The organism is Lachnotalea sp. AF33-28 (assembly GCF_003477885.1).
In the GTDB taxonomy this organism is placed as follows: Bacteria; Bacillota; Clostridia; order Lachnospirales; family Lachnospiraceae; genus AF33-28.
The window spans coordinates 107,799-120,881 of record NZ_QUEE01000017.1; the positions used below are offsets into that span (position 1 = coordinate 107,799).

General features: G+C 48.4%; 14 protein-coding genes and 1 pseudogene. 10 read left to right on the plus strand and 5 right to left on the minus strand.

Features of this window, described 5'->3' with window-relative positions; all coding sequences use genetic code 11:
- Nucleotides 1-139: 139 nt before the first annotated feature.
- Nucleotides 140-1,357 carry an aminotransferase class I/II-fold pyridoxal phosphate-dependent enzyme gene (locus DWZ56_RS19545; protein WP_118558282.1) on the minus strand — a complete coding sequence of 406 codons (1,218 nt, stop codon included), beginning with the start codon at nucleotides 1,355-1,357 and terminating at the stop codon, nucleotides 140-142.
- Between the two features lie 128 nt (nucleotides 1,358-1,485).
- Between DWZ56_RS19545 and DWZ56_RS19550 the strand changes: the two genes are divergently transcribed.
- A complete protein-coding gene (locus tag DWZ56_RS19550) occupies nucleotides 1,486-2,421 on the plus strand; it encodes a LysR family transcriptional regulator (RefSeq protein ID WP_118558283.1) in 936 nt (311 codons plus the stop codon).
- An 8-nt stretch (nucleotides 2,422-2,429) separates the two neighbouring features.
- On the opposite strand, the gene DWZ56_RS19555 is transcribed toward DWZ56_RS19550, so the two are convergent.
- The gene (locus tag DWZ56_RS19555; protein WP_118558284.1) at nucleotides 2,430-3,434 is read right to left on the minus strand and encodes a DUF6709 family protein; all 1,005 of its coding nucleotides are present in this window, start codon (nucleotides 3,432-3,434) and stop codon (nucleotides 2,430-2,432) included.
- 328 nt (nucleotides 3,435-3,762) lie between these two features.
- Here DWZ56_RS19555 and DWZ56_RS19560 point away from each other — a divergent pair, with 328 nt between their 5' ends.
- Entirely contained in the window at nucleotides 3,763-4,539 is a 777-nt protein-coding gene (locus DWZ56_RS19560; protein WP_118558285.1) for a class I SAM-dependent DNA methyltransferase, read from the plus strand.
- A gap of 4 nt (nucleotides 4,540-4,543) precedes the next feature.
- Entirely contained in the window at nucleotides 4,544-5,428 is an 885-nt protein-coding gene (hslO, locus tag DWZ56_RS19565) for an Hsp33 family molecular chaperone HslO (RefSeq protein WP_118558286.1), read from the plus strand.
- Between the two features lie 206 nt (nucleotides 5,429-5,634).
- Here hslO and DWZ56_RS19570 read toward each other — a convergent pair whose 3' ends face one another.
- Nucleotides 5,635-5,835, minus strand: coding sequence for a cold-shock protein (locus tag DWZ56_RS19570; protein WP_118558287.1), 201 nt, complete (start codon nucleotides 5,833-5,835; stop codon nucleotides 5,635-5,637).
- Nucleotides 5,836-6,090: 255 nt separating this feature from the next.
- Here DWZ56_RS19570 and DWZ56_RS19575 point away from each other — a divergent pair, with 255 nt between their 5' ends.
- The 4 genes from DWZ56_RS19575 (at nucleotide 6,091) to DWZ56_RS19590 (ending at nucleotide 9,433) form a co-directional block, all read left to right on the plus strand.
- Nucleotides 6,091-7,053: a YhfC family glutamic-type intramembrane protease gene (locus DWZ56_RS19575; RefSeq protein ID WP_118558288.1), complete on the plus strand. Its 963-nt coding sequence runs from the start codon at nucleotides 6,091-6,093 to the stop codon at nucleotides 7,051-7,053.
- A gap of 12 nt (nucleotides 7,054-7,065) precedes the next feature.
- Nucleotides 7,066-8,226 (plus strand): NAD(P)-dependent malic enzyme, encoded by a 1,161-nt coding sequence (locus tag DWZ56_RS19580; RefSeq protein ID WP_118558289.1) that lies wholly within the window; start codon nucleotides 7,066-7,068, stop codon nucleotides 8,224-8,226.
- A 34-nt stretch (nucleotides 8,227-8,260) separates the two neighbouring features.
- On the plus strand, nucleotides 8,261-8,794 hold the full coding sequence (locus DWZ56_RS19585; RefSeq protein ID WP_118558290.1) for a DUF5662 family protein: 534 nt from the start codon (nucleotides 8,261-8,263) through the stop codon (nucleotides 8,792-8,794).
- Between the two features lie 120 nt (nucleotides 8,795-8,914).
- Complete coding sequence (locus DWZ56_RS19590; protein WP_118558291.1) at nucleotides 8,915-9,433, plus strand: AAA family ATPase; 519 nt, start codon at nucleotides 8,915-8,917, stop codon at nucleotides 9,431-9,433.
- Nucleotides 9,434-9,544: 111 nt separating this feature from the next.
- Here the strand turns inward: DWZ56_RS19590 and DWZ56_RS19595 are convergent, their stop codons facing one another.
- Nucleotides 9,545-10,546 (minus strand): ABC transporter substrate-binding protein, encoded by a 1,002-nt coding sequence (locus tag DWZ56_RS19595; RefSeq protein ID WP_118558292.1) that lies wholly within the window; start codon nucleotides 10,544-10,546, stop codon nucleotides 9,545-9,547.
- A gap of 187 nt (nucleotides 10,547-10,733) precedes the next feature.
- Between DWZ56_RS19595 and DWZ56_RS19600 the strand changes: the two genes are divergently transcribed.
- The 3 genes and pseudogenes from DWZ56_RS19600 to DWZ56_RS19605 all read left to right on the plus strand — a co-directional run bounded on the left by DWZ56_RS19600 (nucleotide 10,734) and on the right by DWZ56_RS19605 (nucleotide 12,245).
- Nucleotides 10,734-11,597, plus strand: a complete 864-nt coding sequence (locus DWZ56_RS19600; RefSeq protein ID WP_118558293.1) for an EamA family transporter — start codon at nucleotides 10,734-10,736, stop codon at nucleotides 11,595-11,597.
- Nucleotides 11,598-11,676: 79 nt separating this feature from the next.
- Nucleotides 11,677-11,739, plus strand: a pseudogene (locus DWZ56_RS23670) (hypothetical protein); the annotation flags it as partial.
- A gap of 209 nt (nucleotides 11,740-11,948) precedes the next feature.
- The gene (locus DWZ56_RS19605; RefSeq protein ID WP_118558294.1) at nucleotides 11,949-12,245 is read left to right on the plus strand and encodes a YerC/YecD family TrpR-related protein; all 297 of its coding nucleotides are present in this window, start codon (nucleotides 11,949-11,951) and stop codon (nucleotides 12,243-12,245) included.
- Nucleotides 12,246-12,367: 122 nt separating this feature from the next.
- On the opposite strand, the gene DWZ56_RS19610 is transcribed toward DWZ56_RS19605, so the two are convergent.
- Complete coding sequence (locus DWZ56_RS19610; RefSeq protein ID WP_118558295.1) at nucleotides 12,368-12,997, minus strand: DUF1836 domain-containing protein; 630 nt, start codon at nucleotides 12,995-12,997, stop codon at nucleotides 12,368-12,370.
- Nucleotides 12,998-13,083 lie beyond the last annotated feature (86 nt).

Sequence of the window (13,083 nt, forward strand, 5' to 3'; positions counted from 1 at the left end):
TGGGGGGAAGTTTCGTTCGTCATCACTCAACAGATTAATTATAGTATGACCGGTTTTTTGGCGTTTATACAGTTCATTCGGATTTTTTAGTATTTTTTTGTCCGCTTATACTGATCGGAAAAAACGGCCGGTATATGAATTATGTCTGATGATAATGATCCAAAAATACACCCAGTCTTTTCACGGCATTGCGGAGAACTTCCTTTTCAGGGAGCATTACAATGCGGAAATGATCCGGCATCTGCCAATCGAAACCGCTTCCAGGCACTAACAGAATGTTTGCAGCATGCAATAAATCTTTTGCAAACTTTCTGTCATCCGTAATGTTGAATCGTTGGATATCCAGTTTTGGAAACAGATAAAACGCACTGTTGTTTTTAACAAAAGAAATTCCGTCTATTTTTTTCAATTCCGCAACAGCAGCTTCTCTCTGCTCATATAAACGGCCGCCTGGCATCACCATGGAGTTTGGAGTTTCTGTATCCTTTAACGCGGCCGGAATAACTAACTGCGCTAAAGTATTTGCACACAACCGCATGGATGTCAGCTGTCTTATGCCCTGTTTATACTCCTCCGTCAGATTATGCGGACCGCTGATCACCATCCAGCCGCAGCGGTAACCGCACAGGCAATGGGACTTGGACAGTCCGTTCATTGTTACGACCGGTAAGTCCGGAGCCAGTGATGCAATGGATGTATGCTTTAAACCGTCCATTACCAATCGGTCATATATTTCATCTGAAAAAATCAATAAATTATGTTCTTCTGCAATTTCTGCAATCCGTATTAATATCTCTTTCGGATAGAACACACCCGTCGGATTATTCGGATTAATTAAGATGAGAGCCTTAGTCCTGGGACTGATCTTTGATCTGATATCCTGAATATCCGGATACCAATCAGCTTTCTCATCGCATATATAAAACACCGGACGGCCGCCTGCCAGATAAACCGAATTGCTCCAAAGAGAATAGCCGGGTGCAGGGACCAGCACTTCGTCACCATCATTTAAGAGCGGCGTAAGAGCAAAAGAAGCCACTTCACTGACACCGTTACCAATAAATACATCATCAGATGTAAATCCGGATATCCCTTTGCCGGCTTCATAGTCATAAATTGCCTCCCTGGCCTGCGGCATACCTTTAAAGTCGCAATAACCGAGTCCCAATGCCTCCTGCCCGTCTAAAGCGGCTCTAACGCTTTCCGGCAATTCAAATCCGAAGGCTGCCGGATTTCCTGTATTTAATTTTAATACATCGATACCCTGTTCTTCCATTCGCATGGCTTCCATAAATAAGGAGCCGCGTATATCTGAATGCACATAGCTCAGTTTTTTTGCGCTTTCAATTTTTCTCATTGTAGTTTTCCATCCTTTCCCCTGCAATATTTTATTTACAAAATGATAACAAAGACTTATAATATAATCAAATACTTATAATGATATACATATTATATTAATTTAACTATGATATTGCGGGGAATCTCATGTTCACATGGAAAAAATATGTTTATGAAGTCTATAAAGAGAAAAGCTTCTCCAAGGCAGCGCAAAATCTGTATATTAGCCAGCCATCTCTAAGCGCGCGAATTAAGAAAATTGAACAGAGGCTGGGATCGCCGCTTTTTGACCGCAGCACTACGCCTATACGGCTTACGGAAGTTGGAGAAGCATATATAAAGGCGGCAGAAGAGATCTCACAGATTGAGCAGCAGATGGAAAATTATATCAACAATTTAAACACTTTAAGATCAGGCCATTTATCAATGGGCGGCAGCAACCTCTTTGCCGCATATGTTCTGACACCGATGATTACCAGATTTAAGCAGACGTACCCGGAGGTAACGATCAAGCTTACAGAGGGCAATACCGATCAGTTAGAGCTGCTGTTAAGTAACAATACGCTGGATTTTGTTATTGATTATTATCATTATGACAACGCTTTGTTCAGCAGAGAATTCTATTGTGATGAAGATATTTTGCTGGCGGTGCCAAAACATTTCGGTGAGAATGTCCGGTTGGCTCGATACCAGCTTTCATACAAAGAGATTAAGCAGAAGCGCTATCTTCGGCCGGACTGTCCCGCTGTCCCGCTGAAGAACTTTTCTGACATTCCGTTTATTATGCTGACGCCGGGAAACGATACCCGCATTCGCGGTGATAAACTCTGTAAAGAAGCTGGATTCCATCCGAATATTGTTCTGGAATTAAATCAGCAGGCAACTGCTTATATGGCGGCTTCCACACAGCTAGGCGCCGCCTTTATCAGTGATATTCTTGTTTCACAGTTACCTTCTTTTGAGAATCTTGTATATTATAAGCTTGGGGGAGATGCATCCAGGCGCCAGATTTTTTTCTATTATAAAAGGCACAAGTATATCACTCGTGCCATGCAGGAATTCATTACTATGGTGCATATGTAACGCCTGTATTAATACTTTTTACGGTGGGATTTGGCCATTAACTTTTTTGCGTCTGCTTTATTCTGGTCGGAAAAACCGATCAACACGTCTGGATAGCGTCCGGCGATTGCTGTCATGACAGTCTCTGTCTCTTCTTTGGTGAATCTCATACATTCGTAGGTTTTTCCGTTTTTGAGGACAAAAATCAGATGGTAGCTCGGTTTAAAACGGAACCGTAAAAACTTATGCAGTATGGTATGCCGATAAACCCAGATGAGGGAGTCTAACGGCAGGATCAGTGTGCGGATATTTTCCAGCACTGTGCAGTAGTGGGGCGTGAGATACAGGGTATTGGTCTGTGCGATACAGCCCTCTTTCATCTCTTTTTCCACATCCGCTAATATGTTAGAACTTTTGCCATAGCGCCGCAGCCGCAGTATGGCCATCGTGAGCTGCGGAAAGCCAAGAAGCAAAAAGGCATGCAGAAAGCCCAGACAGGCCGCGGCGAAACCTGTGGCCAGCACCGCATAGAGGACGATCATCTTGCTTGTGGTATAATCCACTGTGGAGAAAAAATAAGGTTCACTGATGGACGCCAGCCCCTGATAGGTCCAGTCCAGGCTCTGCGACATGGAAGTGACCAGCTGCGTGTACAGATCCTGCTTATAGATCAGCTTGCCTTTCAGTATAGCGGGCTCCAGGATGCTTTCCGGCCCGTCTGCGTCGGCCTTCAGCAGATAAAAGCGGCATCGGCCGTCGCTTAAACTGTAATAATAATGCCCCTCCACCCGCTTGCCACGGACAAAATCGTAGCCGGAGTAATAGAGGGTATCGGACTGAATCTGTGCGTATGCAGCGCCGGCTGCAAATGCTTCCTTAAAGTCTGCTTTGGACTCCAGCTTAACGGGAAACAACTGATCACGGAACGGAAGGTCCAGAAATAAAAGTATGCAGATCACTAACAGGATGATCGGAAGAATCATTCTCTGCAGCTGGTTCTTACGTATATGCCTTAGTATCACTCTTTTGTGCATGGGTGCTCCTTGTAATGGATTTAATGCGGTCTCGTACTTTCCACAGATGCCGTAAGCCTTCCGCGCATGACAGGCACTGTCATGCGCGGCTTTACCGGCATCTCTGAACAGTAACTCTTTTTAAGTATACGGGAAACAGAGGAAATAATCAAGGTTGCTTTTCATCTGTAAACTTGCTAAAATGTTACTGTTCGTTACTATTCACAGTCGCTGCTATATCGGCGGGCGCAAATAATAACGCTAAAAATAGGGGCGGGTTACCGTGAACAGCGCGCTTACGCGCCTGCGTGCGATGAAAAATTGCGGATAAAGTACAGGTGGTGAAAAGATGGATACTTACAGCGGTTTTGCTTCGGTTTACGATGAATTTATGGACAGCGTTCCCTATGAGGAATGGTGTGAGTATATTGTGAAGCTATTGAATCAATATGGCTGCTGCGGCGGGCTTTTGCTCGAGCTTGGCTGCGGCACGGGAACGGTGACCGAACTGCTGGCGCGAAAAGGGTATGATATGATCGGGGTGGACGGCTCCGGCGATATGCTGGCGGAGGCGATACAAAAGCGGGAAAAATCCGGGCTGGATATCCTCTACCTGCAGCAGGACATGCGGGAATTTGAGCTGTACGGCACGGTGGCGGGCGCGGTCTGTGTGTTCGATTCGATCAATTATATGCTGAAAGAGGAAGAGCTGGTATCGGTATTCCGGCTTGTGAATAATTATCTGGACCCGGGCGGCATTTTTCTGTTTGATTTTACCACAGCTCATGCGTACAGGGAAGCCGCGAGTCAGGCGGTGGCTGTGGATAACCGGGAGGATCGATATTTCCTGTGGGAGGATGTGTTCGATGAGGAGACGCAGATCAACGAACACGAAATCACCGTATTTCTGGAAGGGGAAGACGGGAGATACGGCAGACTGGAGGAGACCCATTATCAGAGAGCCTATACGCTGGAACAGATGAAGGCGGCGCTTTTAAAGGCGGGCATGGAGTTTGTGGCTGCCTACGAGGCATTTACCGAAGAGGTGCCGGGCCCCTTTACGGACCGCATCTATGTGGCGGCAAGAGAGCGCGGCAAATCCGGACAGGGACGAATGGAGGAATGAAACGATGACAGATTATATAGTAAGGGCGGCTGCTGCGGACTATCAGATCCGCGCGTTTGCCGCGACGACTAAGGGGGTGGCGGAAACTGCCAGAAAGGCCCATAACACCAGTCCGGTGGCCACGGCTGCCCTGGGAAGGCTGCTGACGGCAGGAGCCATGATGGGCAGCATGATGAAGGGCGCCGATGATGTGCTGACGCTGAAGATCAAGGGCAGCGGCCCCCTTGGCGGCATCACGGTGACGGCGGATTCCTCCGCCGATGTGAAGGGATATGTGAATAATCCCATGGTGCTGATCCACGCGAAGCCCAACGGCAAGCTGGACGTCTCCGGCGCGGTTGGAAAGGGCGAGCTGACCGTTATCCGCGATATCGGGATGAAGGAACCCTATGTGGGGCAGACCGCCCTGGTCAGCGGGGAGATCGCGGAGGATCTCACCTATTATTATGCGGTTTCCGAGCAGACGCCCTCTTCGGTGGCGCTGGGGGTTTTAATGGATAAAGACACCAATACCGTGCGCCAGGCCGGGGGGTTTATCATACAGCTGATGCCGGATGCGTCGGAGGAGGTGATTTCCGCTCTGGAAAAGCGGCTGGGTGAGATTACGTCCGTGACGGCGCTGCTGGAGTCGGGCATGACGCCTGAGGATATACTTAAGAGCCTGCTGGGGGATATGGGGCTTCAGATTCTGGACCGGATGCCCGCCAGGTTTCATTGTAACTGCAGCAAGGAGCGGGTGAGGAAGGCTGTGGTCAGCGTGGGCCGAAAGGAGCTTGAGAACATGATTGCGGAGGGTAAGCCCATCGAAGTGAACTGCCATTTCTGCAATACAAATTACGAATTTGCTGTGGAAGAGCTGCGAGAAATTCTGACAGAGTGCGATCATTGAGCCGGAATGCCGGAAGGTATCTTTCCGGCATCCCATTCATAAGAGGAGGATGCCTGGGGAAAGCCACAGCATCCATGCAAAACAAAAAGGAGGCTGTCACACGACAATCTCCTTTTTGCTAATCTCATAATCACATATTACTGCTTAATTCAAAATATAAACAAAATTTATATTTAATGAATAAAGGCACAATACTAATTCTTTGATTATAATTTTGTTACGTTAGTAGCCTGAGGGCCCTTAGCGCCGTTAACTACTTCGAACTCTACAGCCTGGCCTTCTTCAAGAGACTTGAAGCCTTCCATGTTCAGACCTGAGTAGTGAACGAATACATCATTTCCATCTTCGTCGGAAATAAATCCGTAACCTTTTTGGTTGTTAAACCACTTAACTGTACCCTTGCTCATCGTGATACCTCCGAAAAAATTAAAAAAAATTATTTGTTGTGGCTGCCTTCTGCAACCTAGATCAGCATAGCATAATTTGCGAAAACTGTCAAATGTTTTTGCCCATTTTCATGGTTAAATTCTGAAAAATTTTCCAGCCGAACCGCCCAAATCGCTGAATATTCTTAATCTTTTTTTTACTTTTAAATGGAAGGCAGTTATGGTATCATTATAGAATGACGAAAAACGTCGCGTACGTATAAGTAGGAGGATGAAATGTTTTCAACAAATATCTTGATGGATGCTTCAATTGATTATGATCTGACGCGGAAAATTCCGACCAGCAGCATTGTGTTTCTGGGCCTGGGACTGATCCTGATGATCGCTCTGGCTGTGGTGCTGTATAAGGTGATCAAGCATTTCGGACCCAGCATGATCCGTTCCATGCTGTTTGGCGTGGTGGCTTATCTGCTGCTGGGCGGCATGCTGGTGCAGATTCTCACACAGCTTCCGCTGATGATTAAACCGGTGGCGGATTTTCTTCTGGCAAACAGGCCTGCAGCCATGATCTACTCGTTTATGATGGTCTGTATCATAGAGGAAGGCGGCCGCTTTTTTGTGGTGAAATATATGGACAGGCGCCATGCAAAGCTCGGAGATATGCTCTTAATGGGTCTGGGATACGGCATCGGCGCCACCATACTGGCGAACGGCACGGCCATCGTTTCCAATATCGGCCTGATGGCCAGCATCAACAGCGCGGGCATGACGGAGCTCACGGCGGGCATGACCGGAACCGATCTGGAAAACGCGGTGCAGGTGTTCCGTGACTTTGTGGAGACTCCGTTCATCGATTATATCTGTATGTCCATTGAACAGTGCGCCCAGATGGTGTTCCATATCTGCATGACTTATATCGTTTACCGCATATTTACGGAGAAGCGCCCTGTAATGCTTTTGGCTGCAATGGGCATCCATGCCGTATTTGTTGTGCCCAGCGTGCTCTATCAGCTGAATGTAATTAAGATCATCTATATCACCACCCCGATCATGCTGATTCTGACAGGCCTTCTGGTGAAATGGACCTATGGCCAGATCAAGCCTTTTAAGACGGAAGTGGTGAAGCAGCCCAAGGCGGCGAAGACAGAGAAAAATATAGCGAAGAACGCCACAACGGTACCGGGCAAGAAGAGCATGCCCAAATACGATAACAGCGCCAGCGCAAATGACGAGGAATAAGGGGGAAACAGCATGGATATCAAAGAGGAGTCTCTGAAAAAGCATTATGAATGGAACGGCAAGATCGAAGTGGTGCCCCGCGTGAGCATCGAATCCATGAAGGATCTGTCGTTAGCATATACGCCGGGAGTGGCGCAGCCCTGTCTGGAAATCGAGAAGGATCCGGAGCTGTCCTATAAACTGACACGCCGCAGCAACCTGGTGGCCGTGATCACCGACGGTTCCGCCGTGCTTGGCCTCGGTAACATCGGGCCGGAGGCCGGGATGCCTGTGATGGAGGGCAAATGTGTGCTCTTTAAGGAGTTCGGCGATGTGGATGCGTTTCCGCTCTGCGTGGATTCCCAGGATGTGGACACCATCGTGGATACCATCGCCAGGATCTCCAAGAGTTTCGGCGGCATCAATCTGGAAGACATCGCCGCCCCCAGATGCTTTGAGGTGGAAGAAAAATTAAAAGCGCGGGTGGACATCCCCGTCTTTCACGATGACCAGCACGGTACGGCCATCGTGGTGGCGGCGGCGCTGCTCAACGCGATGAAGCTGACAGGCAGGAAGATGGGCACGGCGAAGATTGTGATCAACGGCGCCGGAGCGGCGGGCACGGCTATCGCCAAGCTGCTGCTTCAGATGGATTTCGGCACGGTCACGATGGTGGACCGTTTCGGGATCCTCTGTGAGGGAGAGGACTGGATGACGGATGCCCAGGCGCAGATGGCGAAAGTGACAAATCCCGAGGGGCTTAAGGGAACTCTGGCCGACGCTTTAAAGGGCGCGGATATCTTCGTCGGAGTGTCCAAACCGGGACTTGTGACCGCAGAGATGGTCTCAACCATGGCAAAGGACAGCATCGTGCTGGCCATGGCGAACCCGACGCCGGAAATCATGCCCGACGAGGCAAAGCGCGGCGGCGCTGCCGTGGTGGGCACAGGCCGCAGCGATTTCCCTAACCAGATCAACAACGTGCTGGTATTCCCGGGCATATTTAAAGGTGCGCTGTCCGTCCGGGCAAAGCAGATCACGGAGGCCATGAAGATCCGCGCAGCCTATGCGCTGGCCAATCTGGTGTCCGATGAAGAGCTGAATCCCGACTGCATCATCCCTAATGCCCTCAACAAGAAGGTCGCGCAGGCGGTTGCCAGCGCGGTGGCTGAAGTGGCGGCGGAGGAAAACTGAAGGAAAACCGTATGAGAGAGCAAGGAGAACGTTCATGAAAGTCTGGGAACATTTCCGTACCATAACGGCGCACAAGCTGAAAGTAATGCTGTTATGCTTCCGGGTGGGTCTGTTTAAACAGGGGCTGCTCCACGACATGAGCAAATATACTCCCACAGAGTTTCTGACGGGCTGCCGTTACTATCAGGGCACCAGGAGCCCCAACGCCAGGGAGCGCGAGGTGGTGGGCTACTCCACGGCCTGGATGCATCACAAGGGGAGAAATAAACATCACTTTGAATACTGGACGGATTTTTCCATCCAAAGCGGCAGGATGGCCGGCGTGAAGATGCCGGTAAACTATTTTGTGGAGATGGTCATGGACCGGATCGCGGCATCCAAGACCTATAAGGGAAACGCATATAAAGACAGCGATTCGTTGATTTATTTTCAGAACAGCACGGAAACGGATCTGATGCATCCCGAAACCAGAGCACAGCTTTTGTATGTGCTGAAGATGCTGGCGGCCAGAGGAGAACGCTATACGTTCCGATACCTGCGGCATCTGTTGAAAAAGGGAAGCTATTGATGCGGCTGTGTCCGCATAAATGTGAAAAAGGGGGCTGTTGCAAAATAGCTGAGAAATCAGTTATGGAGCATCAGCTCCATTTGCATATATTCCCTGGGTATGTACCTTTAGGAGGTCTTTATGAAACTTACGAATAAACAGCCGTTATTCATTATCACGGGAGCTTCTTGTGTTGGAAAATCAACTCTTTGTAACGAACTATTTATTAACGAAAAAGAATATATTGTAATGGAAAGCGACTTATTATGGAATAACATCTACAACACTCCTGATAATGATTATTACGAGTATAACCGCTTATGGCTAAGGGTATGCGCAAACATTTCGCAGATAGGAAAGCCAGTTGTTTTATGCGGCTGCAGAATACCTAAGCAGCTTGAAAATCTGCCGGAAAGAGAACTGTTTACCAATATTTACTATCTCGCCGTTGTCTGTGATGATGAAATCTTGATAAATCGAATGCGTGAAGGCCGCGGAGTGAGTGATGAAAATTGGATAAATAATTCCATTGACTTCAATAGATGGTTGAAACGACAATCGAATGAAGCCATGTCTTGCATTACTTTAATTGATACTTCTAACACTTCACCTGCTCAAGCTGCTAAAATAGCAGATGACTGGATTATGGAAAAATTATAGGTTCTGCAGGGCGGTATTTGGTATATTTGCTTTTTATGAACAAAGAGCGAGACAGCCGCTCCATGACCGATTCATCAGTCATGGAGCGGCTGTCTTAGGATTCCTGATCTGTTACTGCTTCGCGGCTTTGACGGAGTACTCGGTGGTCACCAGATCCGAGTAGGGAACCTTCTGATCCAGCTCACCTGCTTCTTCCAGAATATTCTGCAGCAGGTCAAAGCTGTCTTCATTAAAGATAGTGTCCCCTTTCCATGTGTCCTGATCCTTATATCTGCCCACGATGGTTGCGATCGTATCCAGATTGGTCTCTTTGAACTGGGGCTGAATGGTTTTTGCAATCTCCTCGGCGCTGTGGGAGTTCACATAATCCAGGCCCTTCTGTATCGCGTTCGTAAATCCCTGAATGAGCTCCTTATGGTTTTCATAATAGCTTTTCTTAGCACAGTAAGCTGTATAGGGCACGTATCCGGAATCCACTCCGACGGAAGCCACGACGTAGCCGGATCCCTCTTCCTCCAGTTTGGTGGCGAAAGGCTCAAATTCGATGGTATAGTCCGCGTCGTTGCTGGTAAACGCCGCAGCGGTCAGACCGAAATCAATGCTCTGGTCGATGGTCAGGTCCGTGACCGGGTCGATGCCGTTCTTCTTAAGCACATACTCGAAGACCATTTGAGGCATCCCGCCTTTACGTCCGCCCAACACCTTTTTATCTTTTAAGCTGGACCAGGTGAAATTCTCCTCGGGCTGTCTTCCCACAACGAAATTGCCGGCCCGCTGCGTCAGCTGTGCGAAGTTGACGGCGTAGTCTTCATTGCCTTCCTTGTAGACATAGATGCTGGCTTCAGAGCCCATAAAACCGATATCCGCGTCGCCGGAGATCAGGGCGGTCATCACCTTGTCGGCGCCGGCGCCGTTAACCAGAGTCAGATCGATGCCCTCTTCCTCAAAATACCCCAGCTCGATCGCCGCGTACTGGGGAGCGTAAAATATGGAATGTGCGACTTCGTTAAGAGTAACCGGTGTCAGACCTCCCTCGGATTTTTTGCTGCATCCGGTAAAGAGGCAGGCAGTGCATAAAAGCAGCGCCGTACCAAGTGCCAATAATTTTTTCATAGTATCCTCCTGAAGAATAAATATATTATATAATATTGGCGGCTCTGGGATGTGTGCCGGAAATTTGAAAAAAAGAATGGCTGATTTTACATAAAATTTGTCCGCTATGCGGGCAAAGAGTGCTATAATAATGTGGTCGGTGCACTTGAAATTGTGAATCATAATGGGGAATAGGGGGATTTGTGTGATGTGGATTCTGTTTGCATTAGGCTCCGCGCTGTTTGCGGGCATCACGGCTATACTGGCTAAAATCGGGATTAAAAATACGGATTCTAATCTGGCGACAGCGCTGCGCACGGTCATCGTGCTGGCGTTTTCCTGGCTCATGGTATTTGTGGTCGGAAGCTTTGGGACCGTCCGAACGATTTCCGCGAGAAACATGCTCTTTTTAGTGCTGTCGGGCCTGGCGACCGGCGCTTCCTGGATCTGTTATTTCAGGGCGCTGCAGCTGGGGACGGTCAACAAGGTGACTCCCATCGATAAGAGCAGCACTGTGCTGACCATGCTTTTGTCGTTCATTTTCTTAGGTGAGGCGATTTCCTTTCCCATGCTGGCCGGCATGGTGCTGATCGGGACGGGGACGTTTTTCATGATTCAGAAAAAGGAAGAGGAGAAGAAAGAGGTTAAAAGCAGAGCGTGGCTCGTCTATGCGTTTCTGTCCGCGGTGTTCGCCAGCCTGACGGCGATACTGGGAAAGGTGGGTGTGCAGGGGATCGATTCCACCCTGGGCACGGCAATCCGAACCGTCTTCGTGCTGATCATGGCCTGGGTGATTGTATTTATGCAGAAAAAACAGAGCCTGATCAAAAAGATCGATAAAAAGAGCTGGCTCTTTATCGGCCTGTCAGGCCTGACCACAGGCCTTTCCTGGCTTTGCTATTACAGGGCTCTGCAGGACGGAAAGGCCAGCATCGTGGTGCCCATAGACAAGCTTAGCATCGTGCCCACCATTCTTTTTTCCTATTTATTCCTAAAGGAAAAGCTCTCCAGAGCGCAGTTGATCGGACTCGCGGCAATCGTGGGAGGGACGTTGGTGTTACTGATAAAGTGAGATCTGTGCGTGCAATGAGGACAGGCTTAGAGCGTGTTTTGAAATTCATTTCCGCAATCTGCACGCCTCACATTGCGGTATATTACCTCCAAATTCGGTCAACGTAGCCCGCTACGCCTCCCTCATTTGGAGGCAATCTCCCACAATGTGTGACGCACATCTTACGGAAAGCAATTTTCAAACACGCTCTAGTATCGTTACTATTTACAGCAGCTGATAAAGCAGCTATGGAATAGTAACTTTGTATCCGCAATCGTAAGGAATTTTACATAAATCCCTCTGGACTTTAGAACTTTAACATGTTAAAATATCACTGTGTGCATTTTTATAGAACTTGGGAGGCATTGGCTCATGAATAAGAAAATCAAAACAGAAGCGGTGGACCATCTGTTTCAGGCGATTCTGACTTTGAAATCTGTGGAGGACTGTTACAGTTTTTTTGAAGATGTATGTACGGTGAATGAATTACTGTCTTTGTCACAGAGATATGAGGTGGCTAAGATGTTAAGAGAACATAAAACGTATCTGGAGATCGCGGAGAAAACCGGCGCTTCCACGGCTACAATCAGCAGAGTTAACCGGTCGCTGAATTACGGCAATGACGGATATGACATGGTGTTTGACAGGCTGGATCTTCCGGCAGAATGAGTGCGGCAGCCTGACAGTGCTGTACGCGCCGGCAGCAGTAAAAACACAGCGGCAGATATTAGACCTGCGCTGACAGGCATCCGTTATACGGAATGCTCATCAGTGCAGGTCCTTTTATGCGCTTATCTGTCTTTGGGGACGGAACCGTCCTTATTCTGCCTTTTTGCCGCTTTCTGCGCCATATTGTCGATCATGGCTTCGATCATCTGCTTCTTTAAGTAGACATCGAAGCTTAGGGCGCAGATGAAGGAAAAGCTCTGCAGAGCCTCGCGCTCTTCTTCCGGCACATTTTCAAAGGTTTTAGCTGAAGACTTAAATTTATTTTTCACATCTCTGGTGAAGGTATCCAGCTGCTCGTTCTGCAGAGAAAAGACCTCGCGGTAGATATCCTCCAGATTCAGCTGGCCATCACCGGAAAAGTATTCGCTGGTGAGCGGATGAAGCAGAGTCTGTATATCGCTGATGGAAAGAATGCTCTTGAAATAGTAAATGAATATCAGCAGGAGCATGTGTTCCTTGGAATACTTTTTCTTAACCGGCGGCGGAAGCAGATCATTTTTGGCGTAATTATTGATCATGGTCTTGGTGAGAATTTTATCCTCGGGATGCCGTTTGGAAGCTTCCATATGGTGGTCCATAAAAGTGGTGACCTGGTCCATGTACAGATCGATATTCGGCACGTCTTCAGGCCGGATATAATCAAGCTTGGACAATCGTTTAAATAATTTGCTGAGCTCTTCTAAATTGTTCATTTCCCCTCCATTTCCTGCAGCTGATTCTCTGCAGCGCCGGGGACGGCGCTGCGCGTTTCATTCTGCCCGGAAAACATCAGAGTGCA

Excerpts from the sequence above, each read along its gene's own strand:
- DWZ56_RS19545 (WP_118558282.1), bottom strand. The coding sequence starts at position 1,357 with ATGAGAAAAATTGAAAGCGCAAAAAAACTGAGCTATGTGCATTCAGAT.
- DWZ56_RS19605 (WP_118558294.1), top strand. The coding sequence starts at position 11,949 with ATGAATAAGAAAATCAAAACAGAAGCGGTGGACCATCTGTTTCAGGCG.
- DWZ56_RS19550 (WP_118558283.1), top strand. The coding sequence starts at position 1,486 with ATGTTCACATGGAAAAAATATGTTTATGAAGTCTATAAAGAGAAAAGC.
- DWZ56_RS19595 (WP_118558292.1), bottom strand. The coding sequence starts at position 10,546 with ATGAAAAAATTATTGGCACTTGGTACGGCGCTGCTTTTATGCACTGCC.
- DWZ56_RS19575 (WP_118558288.1), top strand. The coding sequence starts at position 6,091 with ATGTTTTCAACAAATATCTTGATGGATGCTTCAATTGATTATGATCTG.
- DWZ56_RS19570 (WP_118558287.1), bottom strand. The coding sequence starts at position 5,835 with ATGAGCAAGGGTACAGTTAAGTGGTTTAACAACCAAAAAGGTTACGGA.
- DWZ56_RS19585 (WP_118558290.1), top strand. The coding sequence starts at position 8,261 with ATGAAAGTCTGGGAACATTTCCGTACCATAACGGCGCACAAGCTGAAA.
- DWZ56_RS19555 (WP_118558284.1), bottom strand. The coding sequence starts at position 3,434 with ATGCACAAAAGAGTGATACTAAGGCATATACGTAAGAACCAGCTGCAG.
- hslO (WP_118558286.1), top strand. The coding sequence starts at position 4,544 with ATGACAGATTATATAGTAAGGGCGGCTGCTGCGGACTATCAGATCCGC.
- DWZ56_RS19590 (WP_118558291.1), top strand. The coding sequence starts at position 8,915 with ATGAAACTTACGAATAAACAGCCGTTATTCATTATCACGGGAGCTTCT.
- DWZ56_RS19600 (WP_118558293.1), top strand. The coding sequence starts at position 10,734 with ATGTGGATTCTGTTTGCATTAGGCTCCGCGCTGTTTGCGGGCATCACG.
- DWZ56_RS19560 (WP_118558285.1), top strand. The coding sequence starts at position 3,763 with ATGGATACTTACAGCGGTTTTGCTTCGGTTTACGATGAATTTATGGAC.
- DWZ56_RS19610 (WP_118558295.1), bottom strand. The coding sequence starts at position 12,997 with ATGAACAATTTAGAAGAGCTCAGCAAATTATTTAAACGATTGTCCAAG.
- DWZ56_RS19580 (WP_118558289.1), top strand. The coding sequence starts at position 7,066 with ATGGATATCAAAGAGGAGTCTCTGAAAAAGCATTATGAATGGAACGGC.